The sequence below is a fragment of the Paracoccus methylarcula genome (genome assembly GCF_003007735.2).
GTDB classification, from domain to species: domain Bacteria; phylum Pseudomonadota; class Alphaproteobacteria; order Rhodobacterales; family Rhodobacteraceae; genus Paracoccus; species Paracoccus methylarcula.
Genome location: NZ_PXNQ02000001.1, coordinates 485817 through 507499 on the forward strand (window position 1 = coordinate 485817; position 21683 = coordinate 507499).

Genomic DNA, 21683 nt, shown 5'->3' on the forward strand with positions numbered 1-21683 from the left:
CACGTAATATAGGCAGATGCGATGCTATTTGGCACAGAAATCCTCACCACCGCCCAAATGCGCGCCATCGAATCCGCCGCCATGGTGAGCGGCAAGGTGAGCGGATTGACATTGATGGAGCGGGCCGGCGCGGCGGTGGCAGGAGAGATTCGCCTGCGCTGGCCCAAACCGGGACGCGCGACAGTTCTGTGCGGGCCGGGCAATAATGGCGGTGATGGCTATGTGATCGCCCGCCTGTTGGCGCAAGCGGGCTGGCAGCTGCATGTCCTGGGGCTGGATAACGCTCCCGGTCCGGATGCCGCCGAGATGAAGCGCCGCTGGCGGCGGATCGGTCCCATCGCGCCGCTGACCGAAGCCGGACTGCGGCAATCCCCTGCCAGCGATATCTGCATCGACGCCATTTTCGGGACCGGCCTGACCCGTCCGCCCGAAGGGCAGATCGCCGCCGTCCTGCGCCAACTTGGCAGGATGACCGGCGATGGTGAAGGCTACCCGTGCCTTGTCGCCGTCGATTGCCCGTCGGGGCTGTGCATGGATAGCGGGGAATGGCTGCATCCGGACCATGGGGAAGATACGGCTCCCGTGCCGCTGCATGCGGGTCTGACGGTCGCGTTCGACAGCCCCAAGCCCGGTCATCTCTTGCAGTGGGGGCCCACAGCCTGCGGCAAGCTGATGATCGCCGATATCGGATTGCGGCACTGGCGCGAAAGGCGAGCGGATACGCGGGCGGATGCCATGTGCCCGCCTGCGCTTCGTGCCATCTGGCCGGAATTTCCCGTTCGGGACAGCCGAATGGTCGATGTGGGGTCCTGCGCCCGGATCGCCCTAGGCAAGGGAATATCGGCGGGGCATCCCGCCGGGCACAAATACAGCCATGGTCATGCGTTGGTCGTGGCGGGTCCCGCCGGGCATGGCGGAGCGGCAAGATTGGCCGCACGGGCCGCGTTACGGGGCGGGGCCGGATTGGTGACTCTCTGCCCGCCCGCCGCCGCCATGGCGGAGCATGCCGGACCGCCCGATGCGCTGATGCGGCGGGGATTGGACAATGCCACGCAGATGCGGGCTATGTTGACCGACCCGCGCATTACCGCGCTCTGCCTCGGTCCCGGTTGTGGCGTGAATCGTGCCGCTGGTCTGTTGCCAGTGGTGCTGGATCATGCAGGCCCCTGCGTTCTGGATGCGGATGCCCTGACGGCATTGGCACAGGCGCCGCATTGGCCGGGGGGGCTTTCGGATAACTGTGTTCTGACGCCCCATGCCGGGGAATTCGCCCGGCTCTTTCCCGATCTTGACGCGCGGCTGGCCGAGACGCCCATGCGCGGGCCCGCCTTTTCCCGCACAGATGCCCTGCGCGAGGCGGCAAGTCGTTGCGGTGCCGTCGTGCTTCTGAAAGGCCCCGATACGGTGATCGCCGCGCCCGACGGGCAGGCCTGCATCCATTCGGCCAGCGATGTGCCATGGCTGGCCACGGCAGGAACGGGGGACGTCCTCGCCGGATTGATCACCGGTTTTCTGGCGCGCGGCATTGCGGCTTTTGAAGCTGCGGCGCTTGCCGTTTTGCTCCATGCCCGGGCCGCCCGCCGCTTCGGCCCCGGCCTGATCGCCGACGATCTGCCTGAACAACTACCCTTCCTCTTCCGGGAACTGGGCCTGGATGAGTGGGGGCGAAAATGACGGCTGCCCCGGTTTCCCGGGACAGCCTTGCCGTTGACCGCGCGGCATCGGGTCCGCGTAGCCCTGCGTGATGGAATGATCAGCGGTCGTCGACGATGATCTGGACGGCGCCGCTGGCGTCGCTGCTGACCGCGATCACATCATCGGCGGTGAAGCCCTCCGCTTCCAGAAGCGCGCCGATCGTGGCATTTGCGCTGACGGCTTCGCGCGTTGCAGCGAGCGCGTCCGCGCCATCCTCGAGTGCCTTGTCGAGCGCCTGCGCATTGGATGCGGCCTCGCCCTGGAATTCGCTCAGCTTCACGGTCTCGATCTCTGCCGTGTCATCGATCGTTTCCAGATCGACCGCGGTATCCGAGCCCGAACGCAGTGTCGAGATCAGCGAGCCATAATTGAGCTTGGACTCCTCGTCCGAGGACATCTCGGTGGTCTCGGTCTCGGTCTCGGTCTCGGCTTCCATCCCGGCATCCGTTTCGGCTTCCATGCCGGTTTCGCTGTCGAGTTCCGTATCTGTCGCCGTCTCGGCTCCGGCTTCGAGATCGGTGGTTTCGCCCTCGACGCTTTCGGTCTCTGTTTCGGCAGAGCCTTCAGCCGTCACCGCGTCCGTCGAAGCGGCCTCGTCCTCGGTTCCGGCAGTGAGGCTGCCTTCGGCTTCTGCATCGGCTGCCAGGCCGTCGGTGGTTTCAGCCGAACCCTCCAGCCCGGCCCCAACTTCGGCAGAGCCAGCTTCGGTGGACAGCTCCGCATCTGCGCTCAGCCCGGTTGAGCTGGTCGCGTCGTCCTGCGCGTATGAGGTCGTCGCTAGTGCCGCGGCAAGAAGTGCGGCGGCGCCGGTCAGCATCGCATGGTTTTTCATAGCGGATCTCCTTCAGATCTTTCTGCTCGGTTCTTCCGTTCGATCCGAAGGCGGCGATCGCCTGCGGACCGTGGCACCGCAACACCTCTGCCATGCATGGGTTCCGGCCGGGTTTTCACGAGCATGTCACCTCTCCGGATTTGGATGTCCCATTTGCCCCGAAATCCCGATTCGACACGGCAAGTTCCCGCTGGCCCGGTCACGAAAGCGATATGGGCAGGGCGGAAATCGGGTTCGGAACCGCGAAGGTCTTGGGGTGGAGAGCGTCCCGGCAGAGAGCCAATCCGGAATTTTCAGCCGCGTCAGCCATTTCGGTATTCGGGTGGGAGCGCGTGGTCCGGACAGGCTTGTTCTGCCGTCGCTGCGTAGCGGGCAGCGCCGTCGAAATATCCCGCCGGAACCATTCGGCCCCGACGGGTGAGGATCTCATGCCGATCTTGTCTTGCGTGCTTTGATGCGCGCAATCTGGGCGGCGATCCGCTTTGATCGCCATCCTGTCCCGCGCCCGCCGGGAAGGTGGCGCGGGACGGCAGTTGCTACCCTGCGGCGACCGTTTCCGCGATCGGGTAATCGGTATAGCCTTCTGCCCCACCGGCATAGAAGCTGTCCGGCCTCGCCTCGTTCAGCGGCAACCCCTTGCGGAGGCGTTCGGGCAGGTCGGGCGTCGTGATGAAGTCGCGCCCGAAGGCGGCGGCGTCGGCCTGGCCTTCGGCCAACAATCGCGAGGCGCTTTCACCGGTCAGTCCTTCATTGGCGATGATCACGCCGCCGAAAGCCTGCTTGATTGCGGGCAGCAGGCTGTCCTCTGCGATACGCTCACGCAGGGCGAGGAATGCCACGCCGCGTGCCGCCATGTCACGGGCGACATGGGTGAACAGGGCGGCGGGATCGCTGTCGCCCAGGTCGTGGCTGTCGCCACGTGGAGCCAGATGCACGCCGACACGATCCGCGCCCCAGACATCGATCACCGCATCGGTGACCTCGTTCAGCAGCCGCACCCGGTTCTCGATCGAACCACCATAGCGGTCGGTCCGCCGGTTGCTGCGATCCTGAAGGAACTGATCGATCAGGTAGCCATTGGCCGCATGGATCTCGACCCCGTCGAAACCGGCGCGTTTCGCGTTCTCGGCACCCTGGCGATAGGCTTCGACGATGCCGGGGATCTCGTCGGTTTCAAGCGTCCGTGGCGTGACATAGGTGGTTTTCGGGCGCACCAGGCTGACATGGCCGGCGGGTTGGATCGCGCTTGGTGCAACCGGCAATTCGCCACCCAGGAACATCGGGTGCGAGATGCGTCCGACATGCCACAGCTGCAGGAAAATCACCCCGCCCGCCTCGTGTACGGCGCTGGTAACAGCCTTCCAGCCCTCGACCTGTTCCTCGTTCCAGATGCCGGGCGTGTCGGCATAGCCGACACCCATCGGGGTGACGCTGGTTGCCTCGGTCAGGATCAGCCCGGCACCTGCGCGCTGGCGGTAATATTCGGCCATCAGCGCATTCGCGACACGCTCTGTCCCGGCCCGGCTGCGGGTCAGCGGGGCATGATGACGCGGTTTTTCAGGTTGAGCGGCCCCAGTTTCAGCGGATCGAAAAGGGATGTCATCGAATGTCCTTTCTTCGTGACGAATGCTTTTGCCGATATGAACTGTGCCCCCCGACAGAGCCTTTCAATATGCCCTCGCGCATAGCCGTATCCCGCGCTGCGCAAACGGGCGCTTGACAAGTGCCGCCGCGTTTGTGACCGTAACGGATGTCAGGGGAGTCCCGCCCAAGGGACTGAGAGGCTGATTGGTGCCATGTGTCATGCGAATGACCTGTGTCACGGTGCAGCGACCCTTTGAACCTGACCCAGTTGATACTGGCGTAGGAAGACCGAAGGGCATCCGCTCTTTGGGCCGTGGCGGCCCCGCAAGGACCGCAGACCGGTCGCTTTCTGCCTCAAACGTCATTCTGGGTCTTTTCGAGTGATGCTTGAGGAGACGCCATGAATAAGCACAGCCAACCCGCCGCACCGGAAATCACCACCGGCCCCTTGCCCGCCTCGCGCAAGGCCTGGCACCCGGGAGAGATGCATCGCGATATCCGCGTGCCGATGCGCGAGATCGAGTTGCACCCTTCGGCCATGGAACCGCCGGTGACGGTCTATGACAGCTCGGGACCCTATACCGATCCGCAGGAGGTGATCGATATCGCCAAGGGGCTGCCGCGTCTGCGCGAGAACTGGATCACCGGGCGCGGGGATGTCGAGCGCTATGATGGCCGGGTGGTCAAACCCGAGGATAACGGCTTTGCCACGGGCGAGCGGCTGGTGCCGGGGTTCCCTTTGCGGCATGAACCGCTCAGGGCGAAGAACGGGGCGGTGACGCAGATGGCCTATGCCCGCGCCGGAATCATCACGCCCGAGATGGAATTCGTCGCCATCCGCGAGAACCTGGGCCGGAAGGCGGCGAAGGAAAAGCTGATCCGCGATGGCAATGACTGGGGCGCGGCCATTCCCGATCACGTCACGCCGGAATTCGTGCGGCAGGAAATCGCCTCGGGCCGCGCAATCATCCCGGCCAATATCAACCATCCCGAGATCGAGCCGATGGCGATTGGCCGCAACTTCCTGGTCAAGATCAACGCCAATATCGGCAATTCCGCGGTCACTTCCTCGATGGAGGAAGAGGTTGAAAAGATGGTCTGGGCGATCCGTTGGGGCGCGGATACGGTCATGGACCTGTCCACCGGGCGCAATATCCACAATATTCGCGACTGGATCATCCGCAACAGCCCCGTTCCCATCGGCACCGTGCCGATCTATCAGGCGCTGGAGAAGGTGAACGGGGTGGCCGAGGACCTGTCATGGGAGGTGTTCCGCGACACGCTGATCGAACAGGCCGAGCAGGGGGTGGACTATTTCACCATCCATGCGGGCGTGCGGCTGCCCTTCATTCACCTGACCGCCGAGCGGGTGACGGGGATCGTCAGCCGTGGCGGCTCGATCATGGCGAAATGGTGCCTGCATCACCACCGCGAGTCGTTCCTCTATGAACATTTCGACGAGATCTGCGACATCATGCGCGCCTATGATGTCAGCTTCAGCCTTGGCGACGGGCTGCGCCCCGGCTCGATTGCCGATGCCAATGACGCGGCGCAATTCTCCGAGCTGGAAACCCTGGGCGAGCTGACGCAGATCGCCTGGGCGAAAGACTGCCAGGTCATGATCGAGGGCCCCGGCCATGTACCGATGCACAAGATCAAGGAGAACATGGACAAGCAGCTGACCCATTGCGGCGAGGCGCCCTTCTACACGCTCGGGCCGCTGACGACGGACATTGCGCCGGGATACGATCATATCACCAGTGCCATCGGCGCGGCGATGATCGGTTGGTTCGGCACGGCGATGCTGTGCTATGTCACGCCCAAGGAGCATCTGGGTCTGCCCGACCGGGACGATGTGAAGACCGGCGTGATCACCTACAAGATTGCCGCCCATGCGGCCGATCTGGCCAAGGGACACCCGGCGTCGAAATTGCGTGATGACGCGCTGTCGCGTGCCCGGTTCGAGTTCCGGTGGGAGGATCAGTTCAACCTCTCGCTCGATCCTGACACGGCGCGTGAGTTCCACGACCAGACCTTGCCGAAAGAGGCGCATAAGGTGGCGCATTTCTGTTCGATGTGCGGGCCGAAATTCTGCTCGATGAAGATCAGCCATGACATCCGGGCCGAGGCGCGCGCCAAGGGCATGGAGGAAATGGCAGGGAAATATCGCGAGGGCGGTGATCTCTACATGCCGGTCGAGGAAATCGAGAAGGCGGAGGGATGACCCTGTTTCGGAACCGGGCTGCGCGGCACCCGTCCGTTGCGTGGGCGGCATCAGGTCTTGGACTGCATTTCATGGTGCAGTCCCGGACAACTTCTGTCCTGCAGGATGACGGCACCAAAGCGCCTGCCCAACATGCGAATGCATGCAAGGCACGACGGGGCGGACGGGCGCTACGCGGCGGCTTGTTGGGTGTTGATTCCGCGCGTGGGGCAAGCTGATGTTTTCGATCATCGGTAGCGGTGTCACCGGCCTTTGCGTCGCAACCGCCTTGGCCGAGCGGGGCTTGCCCGTCGAACTGCTCACTGACAACTCCACCCCGGCCTCGCATTGGGCCGGGGGAATGCTGGCTCCGGGATGCGAAGGGGAATCCGCGCCATCCGAGGTCGTGACCGCCGGGGCGGGTGCCGCCGATTGGTGGGCGGCGCGGGTGCCGGGGGTGGTCCGGCGCGGCACGCTGGTCGTGGCTCCGCCTCGGGATGCTGTGGAACTGGACCGTTTCGCGCGGCTGACGCGGGGGCATGACGCCGCTGATCCCGGCGCGTTGGAGCCTGAGCTTGCGGGGCGTTTTGCACGCGGGCTTTGCTTCCCCGACGAGGCGCATCTGGATCCGCGCGCCGCCATGACCGCTCTGCGGGACCAATTGACCGGCAAGGGCGTGCCGATCCGGCGGGGCGAGCCGCGTGGGCGGGTGATCGATTGCCGGGGGATGGCCGCGCGCGACATGCTGCCCGATCTGCGCGGGGTCAGGGGCGAGATGCTGATCGTCGAGGCCCAGGATCTGGAACTGACCCGAACGGTCCGGCTGCTGCATCCGCGCTTTCCCTGCTATGTCGTGCCGCGCGGGCAGGGGCGCTACATGATCGGCGCAACCATGGTCGAGACCGATGATCCCGGCCCGATCACTGCCCGCGCGATCATGGAACTGCTCTCCGCCTCCTATGCCCTGCATCCCGGTTTTGCCGAGGCGCGGCTGGTCGAGGCAGGTGCGGGGCTGCGCCCTGCATTCCCCGACAATATTCCCGCGATCCGCGAGCAAGACGGGCGCATCCATGTCAACGGCATGTATCGCCACGGCTTCCTGATGGCTCCGGCACTGGCCGAAACCCTGGCGGACCGCCTGAAGATGGAGATGCGAGATGCGAGTTGAACTGAATGGCGAGCAGGTCGAGACCGCCGCCGCCACCCTGTCCGAACTGATCGAGGAGCAGGGGCTTGCCGCGCCCTCGGTCGCCACAGCGCTGAATGGTGAGTTCGTGCCGCGCGGCATGCGGGACGGGACCGTCTTGACCGATGGCGCGCGGATCGAAGTGCTGTCACCCATGCAAGGGGGCTGAGCGATGTTTTACGGGATTACGCCGAAATCAAGGCTGATGCTGGGAACGGCGCAATATCCTTCACCCAGGGTGCTGGGTGACGCGATTGCCGCTTCGGAGGCAGAGATCATCACTGTCAGCCTGCGCCGGGAAGGGGCAGGGGGCGCGGGGTTTCGCGACCTGATCAAGGCCAGCGGCTGCCGGCTTCTGCCCAACACGGCGGGCTGCCACAGCGCCCGCGAGGCAGTCACCACGGCGCAGATGGCGCGCGAGTTGTTCGGCACCAACTGGATCAAGCTGGAGGTGATCGGCCATGCCGATACATTGCAACCCGATCCATTCGCGCTGGTCGAGGCGGCGCGAATCCTGTGTGCCGATGGCTTCGAAGTGTTTCCCTATACGACCGAGGACCTGATCCTGGGCGAGAAGCTGGTCGAGGCCGGGTGCCAAGTGCTGATGCCATGGGGCGCGCCGATCGGCTCGGGGCAGGGGCTGCGGCACGAGGATGCGCTGCGCACGATGCGGGCGCATTTCCCGGATGTCCCGCTGGTCATCGACGCGGGGATCGGCGCTCCGTCACAGGCGGCGAAGGCGATGGAGATGGGCTTTGACGCGGTATTGCTGAACACTGCCGTGGCCAAGGCAGGCGATCCGGTGACGATGGCGCGAGCCTTTGCCGGGGCGGTTCAGGCCGGGAGGCTGGCGCATGAGGCGGGGCTGATGGGGCAGCGCGACATGGCGGTGGCCTCGACCCCGATATTCGGCATGGCGGCGCTGTCATGAGGCTGGATCGATTTTACCTCATCACTGCCAGCGCGGACCTGTTGGAGCGGCTGGTGCCCCTGGGCGTGCGGCTGGTGCAGTTGCGGGTCAAGGACGCCGAAGGTGCTGCCCTGCGCGATCAGGTGGCACGGGCGCGCGATTGCTGCGCGGCGCATGGGGCGCAACTGGTGCTGAACGATTACTGGCAACTGGCGCTGGAGATGGGCGTGGATTTCGTCCATCTGGGGCAGGAGGATATGGACAGCACCGATTTCGACGCGCTGCGCCGGGGCGGGGTGCGCTTTGGCCTGTCCACCCATGACGAGGCGGAACTGGACCGCGCACTGTCCTTCGGCCCGGAATATGTGGCGCTTGGGCCGGTTTATCCGACGCTGCTGAAAAAGATGAAATGGGGTCCGCAGGGGCTGGATCGTGTTCGCGACTGGAAACGGCGGGTGGGCGATGTGCCGCTGGTTGCCATTGGCGGGCTGACACCCGAACGCCTGCCCGGTGTTTTTGCGGCGGGCGCGGACAGCGCGGCGGTGGTCACTGACATCCAGACCGCCTCCGATCCCGAGGCGCGCTGCCGGGAATGGATCGCGGCCACGCGGGAGGGTGCGCATGTCCCGTTATGACCGGCAGGTGATCCTGCCCGAGATCGGTACCGAGGGGCAGGCGAGGCTGGCCGCTGCCCGGGTGCTGATCGTCGGTGCGGGGGGACTGGGTGCGACCGTGATTCCGGCGCTGGCCGGGGCGGGCGTGGGGCATCTGCGGATCGTCGATGGCGATCGCGTCGATGAAAGCAACCTGCATCGCCAGACGATGTTCCGCCAAGCCGATATAGGCAGGCCCAAGGCCGATTGCGCCGCGCGCGAGGCGATGGCGCTGAACCCGCAGATCATGGCCGAGGCGGTTCGCGGCTGGCTGGACCCGGTGACGGTCGGTGCGATGCTGGAGGACACCGATCTGGTGATCGACGCGGCGGACAGTTTCGCCGTAAGTTATATCCTCTCGGATGCCTGCATGCACCGCCGCCTGCCGCTGATCGCCGCTTCGGTGCTGGGGCGGCAGGGATATGTGGGCGGGTTCTGCGGCACCGGGCCAAGCCTGCGTGCGCTGTTTCCCGATCTGCCGCGACAGGCCCAAAGCTGCGCGACGGCAGGGGTCATGGGGCCTGTCGTCGCAGTGATGGGGGCGTTGCAGGCGCAGATGGCGCTGTCGATTCTACTGGGGGTAAAGCCCTCGCCTATCGGGCAAGCGGTGACGGTCGATCTGGCCGCGTGGCGTTTCGGCAGTTTCCGCTTTGACGATGCGCCCGAGCCCGAGGGACCCGCGCTGCCCTTTGTCGCACGGGCCGATCTGCGCGACGCCGATTGCGTGGTCGAGCTGCGTCCCGAAAGCGAGGCTCCATGCAAGATCACGGCCGGTGCCCTGCGGCTTGCCCCCGAGGCGATGGCCGCGTGGCAGCCCCCGGCGGGGCGGCGCGTGGTGCTGTGCTGCCGCAGCGGGTTGCGGGCATGGCGCGCGGCGGTGGAACTGGCCGGGAGGGGGCATCACGATCTGGCGCTTCTGGCGGCCGGGGCTGCTGACACATCAAACGCTATCGTTGAACACCAGTCATAGGCCGGGCTGGCGGTTCGCCAGAGTTATGGCCGTTCTTCTTCATGCAAATATCCCGCTGAGGGTTGTCGGGTGGTGCACCACTGGTTTGAGAACCATCCGGCGACGGGGATGCGAAATCCCCCGGCCATCGCAGGACGCAAGCCCTAGCGTGGGTTTGTCCGATCGAACCGCAACCCGGGCAGATCCCGATCCGGCGCGCGCGCCGCAAGGCAGATTGGAAAATATCCGACCCCCGAGACGCTCCGTGATATTCCCTGCCCGGGGTTTTCCCGCTATCGCAAGGATATGGATATCGTTCTTCTGACTACCATCGCGGCATCGCTTTTCGTCGTCATCGGCCTCGCGGAACCCTTGGCGGCGCGATTGTCGCTGCCTTACAGCGTGATCCTTGCGGTTCTGGGCACGCTGATCGGGGCGGGGGCGATCTTCTTTTTGCGCACCGAACTGACCGATGCGCTGAACCCGGTGGCCGAGGCGATCCTGGGACTTCCGATCCGCTCGAACGTGTTCCTCTATGTCTTCCTGCCGACGCTGATCTTCCAGGCGACACTGGGGATGAATGTCAGGCGGATGCTGGATGACTGGGTGCCGATCCTCACGCTGGCGGTGGTGGCGGTCTTCGTTGCCACGGCGACCATCGGCTACGCCCTGTCCTGGGTCAGCGGGCTGCCGCTGGTGGTCTGCCTGCTGATCGGCTCGATCGTGTCGACCACGGACCCCTCGGCGGTTGTGGGGATCTTCCGCTCTCTCTCGGCCCCGCGCCGGCTGGCACGGATCATCGAGGGCGAAAGCCTGCTGAATGACGCCGCCGCCATTGCGCTGTTCGGCCTGTTCATGGGCTTCGTCATGCTGGGCCTGCCCGATCCTGGCCTGGGCGAGGCGATCAGGGGCTTTCCGATGCTGTTCGTCGGCGGCACCATAGGGGGCTGGCTGACCGCGCGTGTCGCCGTGGCGATGATGGTCCTGTTCGCGCGGTTCGAACTGGCGCAGATCTCGGTCTCGGTCGCAGTGCCCTACCTTGCCTACATCATTTCGGAGCAGCTTTTCGGAGCCTCGGGCGTGATCGGTGTGGTGGTGGCCGGGCTGACCATGAACATCATCGGACCCGGGCGGCTGTCGCCCGCTTTCTGGACCAATCTGCGCGAGGTCTGGGACCTGCTGGCGCATTGGGCCGGGGCGCTGATCTTCATCCTTGCCGCGCTGTTGATTCCCCGCCTGTTGGGCGAGGCTCGGCCCGGTGATTTCGCATTGGTGCTGGTGGTCATCGGCGCGGCACTGCTCGCCCGTGCCATCGTGCTGTTCGGGCTGATGCCGCTGCTGTCGGCGCTGCGCGTCTCGCCCAATGTAGACCGGCGCTACCGCACCGCGATCCTGTGGGGCGGGCTGCGCGGTGCGGTCACGCTGGCGCTGGCGCTGGCGGTGACGGAAAGCCTGCGCGTGCCGGTCGAGACCAAGCGGTTGGTGGGGATCCTCGCGACCGGTTTCACCCTGTTCACGCTGCTGGTGCAGGGCACGAGCCTGCGATGGGTGATCGGCAGGCTGGGGCTGGACAAGCTGTCCCCGCTGGACGTGGCGCTCTCCAACCAGGTGATCGCCGTCTCCCTGCAGACGGTGCGCGAGGAGATCGCCGAGACCACCGAGAATTACGAACTGACGCGGGAAACCGTCCGCTCCGAGGCCAAGCGTTTTGCCGAGCGGCTGGATGCGGCGGTCGAGCGCGCCGAGGCCGAGGACAATACCGAGATCCTCGACCGTGACCGCATCACCCTGGGGCTGATCGCGCTGGCGGGCTATGAACGCGAGGTGATCCTCGAGCGTTTTCGCGAACGCGCCATCAGCGCCCGGCTGTCCGAGCAGATGCTGTTCGACGCCGACCGGTTGATCGAGGCGGCGCGGACCGGCGGGCGAACGGGCTATCAGCGGGCGGCCCGGCGCAGCCTGCGCTATGGCGCGGATTTCCGGCTGGCGGCGTTCCTGCGCAACCGGCTCAGGATCGCGCGGCCCTTGGCGCGAATGACCGCCGACCGGTTCGAGATGCTGCTGGCCAAGCGGCTGATCCTGCGCGATCTGCATGGCTTCATCGACCACCGCATCCGCCGTATTCATGGCCGCCGGGTGGCGGAACTGCTGCATGAATTGCTGAACCGCAGGGTCGAGGCCGTGGCCACGGCGATCGAGGGGCTGAGGCTGCAATATCCCGGCTATGCCGAAAAGCTGGAGCGCCGTTTCATCCGCCGAACGGCGCTGCGGCTCGAAGAGGGCGAATACAACGCCATGCGCGAGGACGGGCTGATCGGGGCCGAGCTGCACACTGCCCTGATGCAGGATATCGGCCGCCGCCGCACGGAAACCGAAGGCCGCCCGCATCTGGATCTTGCCCTGCGCAAGGAGGAACTGGTCCGGCAATTTCCGCTTTTTGCCGATCTGGACGAGGCCGAGCTGCGCCGGCTCGGCCGCGCGTTGCGCACCCGTTATATCAACGCAGGCAAGATCATCGCGCGCAAGGACAGCCCGTCCCGCAGCGTGTTCTTCGTGGCCTCGGGCGCGGTCGAACAGGAGATCGCCGGCCAGACCACCCGCCTTGGACGTGGCGACATGTTCGGGCAGATCGGGGTCCTGACCGGCAAGCCACGGCGCGCCGAGGTCAGGGCGATCACGCCGACCAGCCTGCTGGAACTCAACGAGACCAGTTTCCGCCGGGTGCTGAAACGCTCTCGCGCGCTGCGCGAGGCGGTGCGTGACAGCGTGGGCGACAAGGCCCTGCAGGAGGAGGCGGCGAATATGCCGGAGTTGCAGCTTGATTAGATGCTTGGCGGGAATGCGCGGCAAGGCTAAGACTGCGGTCCCGGACTGAGAGAGGATCACATGGATTCAGCCCAACGCATCGCCCGCATCATCGCGACCGAGATCAGTGCCAGTCCCGCGCAGGTGACCGCGGCGGCCGAATTGCTGGATGGCGGGGCAACGGTTCCCTTCGTCGCGCGCTATCGCAAGGAGGTGACGGGCGGGCTGGACGACACGCAGTTGCGGAACCTGGCCGATCGTTTGGGTTACTTGCGCGAAATGGAAGCACGGCGCGAGACGATCCTCGGTTCGATCCGCGAGCAGGGCAAGCTGACCGACGATCTGGCCCGCGCCATCGCCGGGGCCGAAACCAAGGCCGCGCTCGAGGACATCTACCTGCCCTTCAAGCCCAAGCGCCGCACCAGGGCGATGATCGCCCGCGAGAACGGGCTGGAACCCCTGCTGCGCGCCATCCAGAACGAGCGCGCGGCCGATCCGCAGGTGCTGGCGCAAGGCTATGTGACCGAGGCTGTGCCGGACGTGAAAGCGGCGCTGGACGGTGCGCGCGATATTCTGGTCGAGGAACTGTCCGAGAATGCTGCACTGCTGGGGAAGCTGCGCGACTTCATGCGGATGGAGGCCCATATTGCTGCCAAGGTCGTGACGGGCAAGGAAGAGGTGGGGGCGAAATTCTCGGACTATTTCGACCATCGCGAGAAATGGGCCGATATTCCCGCGCACCGGGCCTTGGCGATCCTGCGGGCAGCCAAGGAAGAGGTCGTGACCATCGACATCTCGCCCGATCCCGAAACCGGCGCGGCGCGGGCCGAGGGGATCGTCGTGCAGGCGATGGGCAGGCTGGGCGATCAGCCCGGGGACCAATGGCTGCGGCAGGTGGCGGGCTGGACATGGCGGGTGCGGCTGTCGAATACCATGTATATCGACCTGCTGACCGAGTTGCGGCACCGCGCCCATGACGAGGCGATCCGGGTCTTTGGCCGCAACCTGCGGGATCTGCTGCTGGCCGCACCCGCCGGGGCCAAGGCGACCATCGGGCTCGATCCCGGCATCCGCACCGGCGTCAAGCTGGCGGTGGTGGATGCGACCGGCAAGCTGTTGGATACCGCGACGCTGTATCCCTTTCCGCCCAGGAAAGACGTCGCGGGGGCCGAGGCCACGCTGCTGGCGCTGATCGCGCGTCACGATGTCGATTTGATCGCCATCGGCAACGGCACCGCCAGTCGCGAGACCGAACGGCTGGTTGCCGATATGCTGAAACGCCTGCCCAAGGGTGTGAAGGCGCCGACCAAGGTGGTCGTGTCCGAAGCGGGGGCCTCGGTCTATTCCGCCTCGGAACTGGCGGCGAAGGAATTCCCCGATCTGGACGTGTCGCTGCGCGGCGCGGTCTCGATCGCCCGGCGCTTGCAGGACCCGCTGGCGGAACTGGTCAAGGTGCCGCCCGAATCCATCGGCGTGGGGCAATATCAGCATGACGTGGACCAGCGGCAGTTGACCAAGGCACTGGAAGCGGTGGTCGAGGACGCGGTGAACGCGGTCGGCGTCGACCTGAACACGGCGTCAAGCGCCTTGCTCGCCCATGTGGCCGGGCTGGGGCCGCGGCTTGCCGGGTCCATCGTGGCGCATCGCGACGGCAATGGCGCGTTCCGCTCGCGCGCGGCGCTGAAGGACGTGGCGGGCCTTGGCCCCCGCGCATATGAACAATGCGCCGGTTTCCTGCGTATCCGCGAAGGCGACGAACCGCTGGACGCTTCGGCGGTCCATCCCGAGGCCTATGGGGTTGCGCGCCGGATCGTGAAGGCCTGCGGGCGCGACATTCGCGCGATCATGGGCGATGGGTCGGCACTGAAGAGCCTCAGGGCCGAGGATTTCGTGGATGCGCATTTCGGCCTGCCCACCATCCGCGACATCCTGACCGAGCTGGAAAAGCCGGGCCGCGACCCGCGCCCCGGCTTTGTCACCGCGTCATTCGCCGACGGGATCGAGGATATCAAGGATCTGCGTCCGGGCATGTCTCTGGAGGGCACGGTGACCAATGTCGCGGCTTTCGGAGCCTTCGTCGATATCGGCGTGCATCAGGATGGGCTGGTGCATATCAGCCAGCTTGCCGACCGTTTCGTCAAGGACCCGGGAGAGGTCGTCAAGGTTGGCGACGTGGTGAAGGTGCGCGTGACCGAGGTAGATATTCCCCGCAAGCGCATCGGGCTGACCATGCGCAAGGATGGCGGCGGACAGGCAGAGCGAGGAGGTCCGGCGAAGAAGGGCGCCCCCATGCAGAACGGCAAGCCGGGGCGGGACGGGCCAAAGGGTGGAAAAGCGGCTCCGCGAGCCGAGAATGGCGGGCAAGGCTCTTTCGGGGCCGCGCTCATGGACGCCATGCGTAAACGCTGAATGTGGAGGAACGGATGATCGACGGACCCGGCAATACCGAGGCGCAAACCCATTGGCTGGAAGACCCGGCCCATCATGCCTGGCTGGTCCGCGATGCGCGGCTTGCGCTGGATTTCTTCGATGCCAGCCCGCGCGAGGGCGGCGGCTTCCATACGCTGGATCTGGCGGGCAGGCCGCTGGCGGGGGAAGTGCAGGAACTGCATACCACAACGCGGCTGGTGCATTCCTATGCCCTGGCGCGGATGGCCGGGCGCGAGGATCGCGCCGGTATCATCGACCGGGGCATGGATTTCCTGTGGAACAAGCATCGCGACCCGCAGCATGGCGGCTATCTGTGGTCGGTTGACGGGAACGGCGCGGCGGATGGCACCAAGCTGGCTTACGGTCATGTCTTCGTGCTGCTGGCGGCCTCGAGCGCGAAAATGGCCGGCCATCCGGATGCCGACCGGCTACTGGCCGATATCGCCGAAGTGCTGGACCGGCACTACTGGGACGAGGAACGGGGTCTGTTCCGCGACGAGTTCGCCCACGACTGGCAGCCCTTTTCGACCTATCGCGGCATGAACGCCAATATGCACGGGGTCGAGGCGCTGCTGACCGCCCATGAGGCGACCGGAGAGGCGGAATACCTGGCCCGCGCCGGGCGTATCCTGGATTTCTTCATCGCCGGGCAGGCGGCGGCGGAGGATTGGCGCATCCCCGAACATTACGACGAGGACTGGCAGCCCGATCGGGGCTATGCGGGCAATCCGATGTTCCGACCCGCCGGGACCACTCCGGGCCATTCCTTCGAGATGGCGCGTTTGCTGCTCCAATATTGGGATCTCGCGGGACGGCCGGAGGGGCAGGCGCCCATGCACGCGCGGGCGCTGGTCGAACGCGCCTTGGCGGATGCCTGGAACGAGGAAAGGCAGGGCTTTGCCTATACGCTGAAATTCGGCGGAGAGGTCGATAACCCGGCGCGCTACTGGTGGCCGGTGACCGAGGCGATCGGGGCGCTGGCCGCGCTGATCAAGCTGGAAGGCCGGGACAGCGATGAGGCATGGTATCGGCGGCTCTGGCAATTCGCCGATGCCAGTCTGATTGATCATGCGCGAGGCGGCTGGTTCCCGGAACTGGACGAAAACAATCTCCCCGCAGCGACGCAATTCCCGGGCAAACCGGATATTTACCATGCCTTGCAAGCCGATCTGTTGCCATTGGCGCCGGGCTTGTCTCGCGCGGCAGAGGTGTTGGACAAGGCGCGGCCAATGGCCTGACGGGCGCGCTTGGCCGAACCCGTATACCCGCCATATCGGCAAATTCCGACGCGGTCCCGGGATGTCCGGCTCCTGTGATCGCGTCGATCATCTTTGCCTGAGATGCCGCAAGGCTCGTGCCATTCCGCCATCCACCAGCAGGAAACTGAGCCCGAAGCCCATGGCGAAACCGGCGATCTCGGCGATCCAGCCATAGCCTGCGCCACCGAAGACGATGCCGAAAACCAGTTGGAACAGCAGCAGCATCCCGATCAGCGTGAAGGCCCGCATCCGGTTGGCATTCGCCGCCGCAAGCCTTGTCCAGAGCAGGAAGGTAAAGGCGCCGACCAGCCCGTAGACCGACGGATAGCCGCCGATCAGCGGTGCGGGACGGCCGGGCAGGAAGGACATCGCCACCGTGTAGACCAGCGCCCCGCCCACAGCAGATCCCAGATACAGCGCCACCACCGCCCAGGGCCGGAATTCCCGTGCGACCAGATTGCCGAGCGCCAGCGTGAAGGCCAGCACGAACAATGCCTGCATCATCGAGGAATTGACGAAGGGATAGCTCAGCAACCTGTAGGCCTGCCCCCAATCGATCTCTCCCACGGCCCACATCCGCTGCACCATCTCGGGCGCATAGGCACTCATCTGCAGCCCGGACAGGCGCAGCCCCACCCCTTCGGCTCCGCCGATCAGCCCAAGCCGGCCCAGCCCGAACACCGCCTCGCTGGCGATGATGGGCATGGCCAGCAGCCAGACAACGGCGGGCAGCGGGTTGATGGGTGGTTCGTTTGTCCCCTCGCGCATGGGCGTTCCTTCGCTGTTGCGGTCGCTTGCGCCAACAGCTAAGCCAGCTTCGAAGAAATTCCAAGCAGGCCCGGACATGAGCGAGACGACCAATACGCGCTTTACCCCCCGCATCTTTTCGGGAATCCAACCCTCAGGCGGGCTGACGCTCGGGAACTACCTGGGCGCTCTGAAGCGTTTTGCCGCATTGCAGGGCAGTGGCTCGGAAACGGTCTATTGCATCGTCGATCTGCACGCGATCACCGTCTGGCAGGATCCGGATGTCCTGCGCCAGCGCATCCGCGAGGGTGCGGCGGCATTCATGGCCTCGGGCGTCGATCCGCGCCAGTCGATCCTGTTCAACCAGTCGCAAGTCAGCGCCCATGCCGAGATGGCCTGGCTGTTCAACACCGTGGCAAGGGTCGGCTGGATGTACCGGATGACCCAGTTCAAGGACAAGGCGGGCAAGAACAGCGAGAATGCCAGCCTCGGCCTGCTGGCCTATCCGGCGCTGATGGCTGCTGACATCCTGACCTATCAGGCCACCGCCGTGCCGGTGGGCGAAGATCAGAAGCAACATCTGGAACTGACCCGCGACATCGCCGCCAAGTTCAACCACGATTACAAGATCGAGCATTTCCCGATCACCGAGCCGCTGATCGAAGGCGTCGCCACCCGTGTCATGTCGCTGCGTGACGGCTCGAAGAAGATGTCGAAATCCGACCCGTCGGATGCCAGCCGCATCAACCTGACCGACGATGCCGACGCCATCGCGCAAAAGATCCGCAAGGCCCGCACCGATGCCGATCCGTTGCCCGGCAGCATCGAGGGCCTCAAGGATCGTCCGGAGGCGCGGAACCTGGTCAATATCTTTGCCGCCCTCGCGGATCAGACCCCCGACGAGGTTCTGGCCCGGTTCGAGGGGCAGGGTTTCGGGGCCTTCAAGCCCGCGCTGGCGGAAGTCGCCGTCGAGGCGCTCTCGCCCATCACCCGCAAGATGAGCGAGTTCATGGACGACCCGGCCGAGATCGACCGAATCCTTGGCGATGGCGCAGATCGTGCCGACGAAGTGGCAACCCCGATCCTTGAGCGCACCAAGGAGATCATGGGGCTGCTTCGCAGCCGCTCCTGATTCCCTAGCGGCTGCCGCCCAGCAAGCGGTTCAGGAGCCTGCCGATGATCGAACCGGATTCGGCGGGCGGCGGCGGCGGGGGCGGCGTGCTCGCGCTGGCCGTTTCCCGGTTTTCGTTTCCGGCTGCGGTTTCCTCGTCGCGGCGAGTGTCCGATTTTTCCTCTTGCGGCGCGGCCCTGCTGGTGACACCCGAGGTTTTCGCCACATGCGCGGCGATGGCGTCCATCAGCGGCGGCGACAAGGTGTCATAGGGATGCAGGCCCAACTCGCGCAGGCGCGCCCGGATGCCATCCATCCGCGACGGATCAACACCTGATTCTATGATCGAGCTGACAAAGGCCGCGAATTCCGGTGCCGACCAGCCCTCTTCGGGCGACAATTCGGTATGCACGAAATCGAGCCCGTGGAACGGATGGCCGGTATTCTCGATCCGGCCATACATATGCACGCCGCATTCGCGGCAGCGGTGCCGCTGGATCGGCGCATCGGCATTCACGATCTCCAGCTTGTCGCCGTTTTCCAGCACTTCGACCGCATCGCGCGAAACCACCGCGATCTGGCTGAAGACCGCCCCTTCGGGTTTCCAGCACTTGGTGCAACCGCAGACATGGTTATGCGCGGTCTGAGCGCTGACCCGGACTTTCACCGGGTTGGTACTACAGAGACAACTCAATACGCCGCCTGAAAAATTCGGATCGGTTTGCTTGATGCCGTTATCGACGGCAGGGTGGATCAACACCCCATCTGTATTCGCCATGGTCCTCTCCTCCGATGACCGAGCATGTCACAGCGTCGCGCAGACGGGAAGAATCGGCAAGTCAGCGGAAGGTGGCAGCATCCGGAAGCCCGGAATGCCGTGGGAACACCCGGAAGGAAATCATTCGGGCGTAGCGTAGACCGCTGTCCAATAGCGTGTTCTCCCATCCGCGCCGATCGCCTGCCCGATGCCGAAATCCCGCAGTTGCGGGATCATGATATTGCCGAGATGCCCGGGCGAGTCTGTCCATACCCGCAGGACCTGGTCCATGTCATAAGGGCCCGCCGCGATATTCTCGGCCACCAGTCTCGGCCTGTATCCTCCGGCTTTCACGCGGTCGGCCGGACTGCTGGTCGCACTGCCGCGATGGCTCATACGGCCCAGCCTGGCCATGTCGCAGGCATGCTGGGCCGCCGCCTTGGCCAGCACCGTGTCGGATTGAAGTGGCGAAAGACCGCTGCGGCTGCGAGTCGCATTGGTAGTCCGCACCGCCGCGCCGTTCATCCCGGACGAGGTCCCGAGGCAGGTCACATTTCCCGGCGAAGCCCCATGCGACAGAGGACCGCCCGAAATATCCGGCCCGGCGCATGCACCGAGCGCCATGCAGCATAGCGCCACCAGAGAGGACCTCACCGTCCTTCTCCTTGGACGGTCGGGATGTTCGGCGGCGGGCTGAACGACTTGCGATGCGTCACAGCGGCCTGTTCACGGCAAGAAAGGCGATCGCGATCCACAGCCAGATCGCGGCTGCGAATATACCGAATGTCAGCAGCAGTAAGCGGGGCAGACCATGGCGGTCCCATCCCGCCAGGAATGCGGCGACCGCCGCGATGGGAAGTAAAAGCAGAATAGGCATCTGCGCAGGATACCCCGTAGAGTTGTGGAACGGCAGAGGGTGGATTTCCCTATGGCCGGATATTGCGCAAAGCCGGGCAGAGGTGAGCAGTGTTTCGCTGGACCCGATCCGAAGAGGGTGCAGCAGGCAGCCGGTTCCGGCGGGAACCGATCTGTCCTAGCGCCGGACCGCCGCCCGCAATTCCGACAGCCGGTAGGCCCCGGTCGCGAAGCTGAGGGCAAAGTAGATCACGGCGCCGCCGAAGACGAGGATGGCGAGGCCGGGAATGCGGCCGATTCCGGCGGTGTCGAGCCAGCCCTTCATGAACCACAGGGCGAGCGCCATCAGCGCCGAGGCCAGTGCGATCCGGGGGGCGGCACGCAGCAGCCGGGCATCGGCGCGGGCGGCCTGTCCCATGGCGCCGGTTCCCCACCAGAGCTGGCCGACCATGACCCATGCCGCGACGGTAGTGCCGATGGCGGCGGCAAGGAACCCGATCAGCGGCATCAGCCCGAAAGCGACGACCGCGTTCACGACCATCGACATCGCGGCAAAGCGGAACGGGGTCTTCGTATCCTCGCGTGCGAAATAGAGCGGCTGCAGGATCTTCTGCAGCACGAAGGCGGGCAGGCCAAGCGCATAGACGATCAGCGCCTTGGAGGTCTGGCTGGTGTCATGGGCGCTGAACTGGCCGCGCTCGAACAGGGTCGCGACCATCGGCTCGGCGATGACGGCGATGGCGAAGGCGGCGGGCAGGGTCAGGAACAGCCCGAACTCGGTGGCGCGGGAATAGGCGGATTGCCCGCCAGCGTGATCCTCGGCCCGCAGCCGACGGGCCAGTTCCGGCAGCAGGACCACGGCGACAGCCGCTCCTACGACGCCAAGGGGCAGTTGATAGAGACGGTCGGAATAGGCCAGCCAACCGATGGCGCCCTCGAAACGCGAGCCGACCTGCCGCCCGATCAGCAGGTTGAGCTGCACCACGCCCCCGGCAAAGGCGGCGGGCAGGGCCACGGCCAGCAGGCGGCGCATATCGGGCGTCAGGCGCGGGCGGCGCGGCCGGAAGGTCCAGCCATTGCGATGCGCGTCCCACCAGACCAGCCCAAGCTGCGCAATTCCCGTCAGCGGCGTAGCCCATGCCAGCGTCAGCCCCAGGTCCCAGCCCAGCCAGCGGCCCAGCCCCATCGCCACGATGAACAACAGGTTCAACAGGACAGGCGCGGCGGCGGCGGCGGTGAAACGGCCATTGGCGTTCAGCACGCCCGAGATCATCGAGGCCAGCGAGATCAGCAGGATATAGGGAAACGTGATCCGGCCATATTCGACCGCCAGCGCGAAACGTTCGTCCCCCGCGAAGCCCGAGGCCATAAGCCAGACCAGTCCGGGCATGGCAATCATCGCCAACGCCGTCAGGATAAGAACCACCGTGAACAAACCCGAAAATGCTTGGGCGGCAAATCGTTCGGCATCGGCACGGTCTTCCAGTTTCTTGGAAAAGATCGGCACGAACGCGGTATTGAACGCGCCTTCCGCGAAAAAGCGGCGGAACATGTTGGGCAGCGACAGCGCGATCAGGAAGGCTTCGGCCACCGGCCCGGTGCCCAGCCATGCCGCCATCAGGATATCGCGGACGAAACCCGACACGCGGGAAATGAAGGTCCAGATCCCCACAGACAGGAATCCGCGCACCAGCCCCGATTTCATTG

Annotated in this window: 17 protein-coding genes, 1 pseudogene and 1 riboswitch; of the genes and pseudogenes, 11 read left to right on the top strand and 7 right to left on the bottom strand. The window is 65.4% G+C overall.

Going from position 1 to position 21683, the window contains the following annotated elements; genetic code table 11:
* The first annotated feature begins 21 nt into the window (after positions 1-21).
* Positions 22-1674: an NAD(P)H-hydrate dehydratase gene (locus A7A09_RS02250; protein WP_106689849.1), complete on the top strand. Its 1653-nt coding sequence runs from the start codon at positions 22-24 to the stop codon at positions 1672-1674.
* A 79-nt stretch (positions 1675-1753) separates the two neighbouring features.
* On the opposite strand, the gene A7A09_RS02255 is transcribed toward A7A09_RS02250, so the two are convergent.
* Positions 1754-2527 (bottom strand): hypothetical protein, encoded by a 774-nt coding sequence (locus tag A7A09_RS02255; protein ID WP_106689850.1) that lies wholly within the window; start codon positions 2525-2527, stop codon positions 1754-1756.
* A gap of 536 nt (positions 2528-3063) precedes the next feature.
* Positions 3064-4017, bottom strand: a complete 954-nt coding sequence (locus tag A7A09_RS02260) for an alkene reductase (RefSeq protein WP_366465314.1) — start codon at positions 4015-4017, stop codon at positions 3064-3066.
* 255 nt (positions 4018-4272) lie between these two features.
* A riboswitch (TPP riboswitch) is annotated at positions 4273-4414 on the top strand.
* Positions 4415-4511: 97 nt separating this feature from the next.
* Here A7A09_RS02260 and thiC point away from each other — a divergent pair.
* The 9 genes from thiC to A7A09_RS02305 all read left to right on the top strand — a co-directional run bounded on the left by thiC (position 4512) and on the right by A7A09_RS02305 (position 16485).
* Positions 4512-6335 carry a phosphomethylpyrimidine synthase ThiC gene (thiC, locus tag A7A09_RS02265; RefSeq protein ID WP_106689851.1) on the top strand — a complete coding sequence of 608 codons (1824 nt, stop codon included), beginning with the start codon at positions 4512-4514 and terminating at the stop codon, positions 6333-6335.
* A 217-nt stretch (positions 6336-6552) separates the two neighbouring features.
* Positions 6553-7482, top strand: coding sequence for an FAD-dependent oxidoreductase (locus tag A7A09_RS02270; RefSeq protein WP_106689852.1), 930 nt, complete (start codon positions 6553-6555; stop codon positions 7480-7482).
* Positions 7472-7669 (top strand): sulfur carrier protein ThiS, encoded by a 198-nt coding sequence (gene thiS / locus A7A09_RS02275; RefSeq protein WP_106689853.1) that lies wholly within the window; start codon positions 7472-7474, stop codon positions 7667-7669. Before A7A09_RS02270 ends, thiS begins: the two co-directional genes overlap by 11 nt.
* 3 nt (positions 7670-7672) lie before the next feature.
* Positions 7673-8431 carry a thiazole synthase gene (locus A7A09_RS02280; protein WP_106689854.1) on the top strand — a complete coding sequence of 253 codons (759 nt, stop codon included), beginning with the start codon at positions 7673-7675 and terminating at the stop codon, positions 8429-8431.
* Between the two features lie 2 nt (positions 8432-8433).
* Positions 8434-9045 (top strand): thiamine phosphate synthase, encoded by a 612-nt coding sequence (locus A7A09_RS02285; RefSeq protein ID WP_106690044.1) that lies wholly within the window; start codon positions 8434-8436, stop codon positions 9043-9045.
* Positions 9032-10033: a HesA/MoeB/ThiF family protein gene (locus tag A7A09_RS02290; protein WP_106689855.1), complete on the top strand. Its 1002-nt coding sequence runs from the start codon at positions 9032-9034 to the stop codon at positions 10031-10033. The genes A7A09_RS02285 and A7A09_RS02290 overlap by 14 nt, the downstream gene beginning before the upstream one ends.
* A gap of 285 nt (positions 10034-10318) precedes the next feature.
* On the top strand, positions 10319-12838 hold the full coding sequence (locus tag A7A09_RS02295) for a cation:proton antiporter (RefSeq protein WP_106689856.1): 2520 nt from the start codon (positions 10319-10321) through the stop codon (positions 12836-12838).
* A 60-nt stretch (positions 12839-12898) separates the two neighbouring features.
* Positions 12899-15226, top strand: coding sequence for a Tex family protein (locus A7A09_RS02300; protein ID WP_106689857.1), 2328 nt, complete (start codon positions 12899-12901; stop codon positions 15224-15226).
* Positions 15227-15240: 14 nt separating this feature from the next.
* Positions 15241-16485 (top strand): AGE family epimerase/isomerase, encoded by a 1245-nt coding sequence (locus A7A09_RS02305; protein ID WP_106690045.1) that lies wholly within the window; start codon positions 15241-15243, stop codon positions 16483-16485.
* Positions 16486-16572: 87 nt separating this feature from the next.
* Here the strand turns inward: A7A09_RS02305 and A7A09_RS02310 are convergent, their stop codons facing one another.
* Complete coding sequence (locus A7A09_RS02310; RefSeq protein WP_106690046.1) at positions 16573-17274, bottom strand: rhomboid family intramembrane serine protease; 702 nt, start codon at positions 17272-17274, stop codon at positions 16573-16575.
* Between the two features lie 76 nt (positions 17275-17350).
* Here A7A09_RS02310 and trpS point away from each other — a divergent pair, with 76 nt between their 5' ends.
* Entirely contained in the window at positions 17351-18385 is a 1035-nt protein-coding gene (gene trpS / locus A7A09_RS02315; protein WP_106689858.1) for a tryptophan--tRNA ligase, read from the top strand.
* A gap of 187 nt (positions 18386-18572) precedes the next feature.
* On the opposite strand, the pseudogene gfa reads toward trpS, so the two are convergent.
* The 4 genes and pseudogenes from gfa to murJ all read right to left on the bottom strand — a co-directional run.
* Positions 18573-19142 (bottom strand): annotated as a pseudogene (gfa, locus tag A7A09_RS02320) (S-(hydroxymethyl)glutathione synthase); the annotation flags it as partial.
* Between the two features lie 120 nt (positions 19143-19262).
* A complete protein-coding gene (locus A7A09_RS02325; RefSeq protein WP_245999085.1) occupies positions 19263-19775 on the bottom strand; it encodes a CAP domain-containing protein in 513 nt (170 codons plus the stop codon).
* A gap of 58 nt (positions 19776-19833) precedes the next feature.
* Positions 19834-19998, bottom strand: coding sequence for a hypothetical protein (locus A7A09_RS20715; RefSeq protein WP_170166995.1), 165 nt, complete (start codon positions 19996-19998; stop codon positions 19834-19836).
* A 156-nt stretch (positions 19999-20154) separates the two neighbouring features.
* Positions 20155-21681 carry a murein biosynthesis integral membrane protein MurJ gene (gene murJ, locus A7A09_RS02330; protein ID WP_106689861.1) on the bottom strand — a complete coding sequence of 509 codons (1527 nt, stop codon included), beginning with the start codon at positions 21679-21681 and terminating at the stop codon, positions 20155-20157.
* Between the last annotated feature and the right edge of the window lie 2 nt (positions 21682-21683).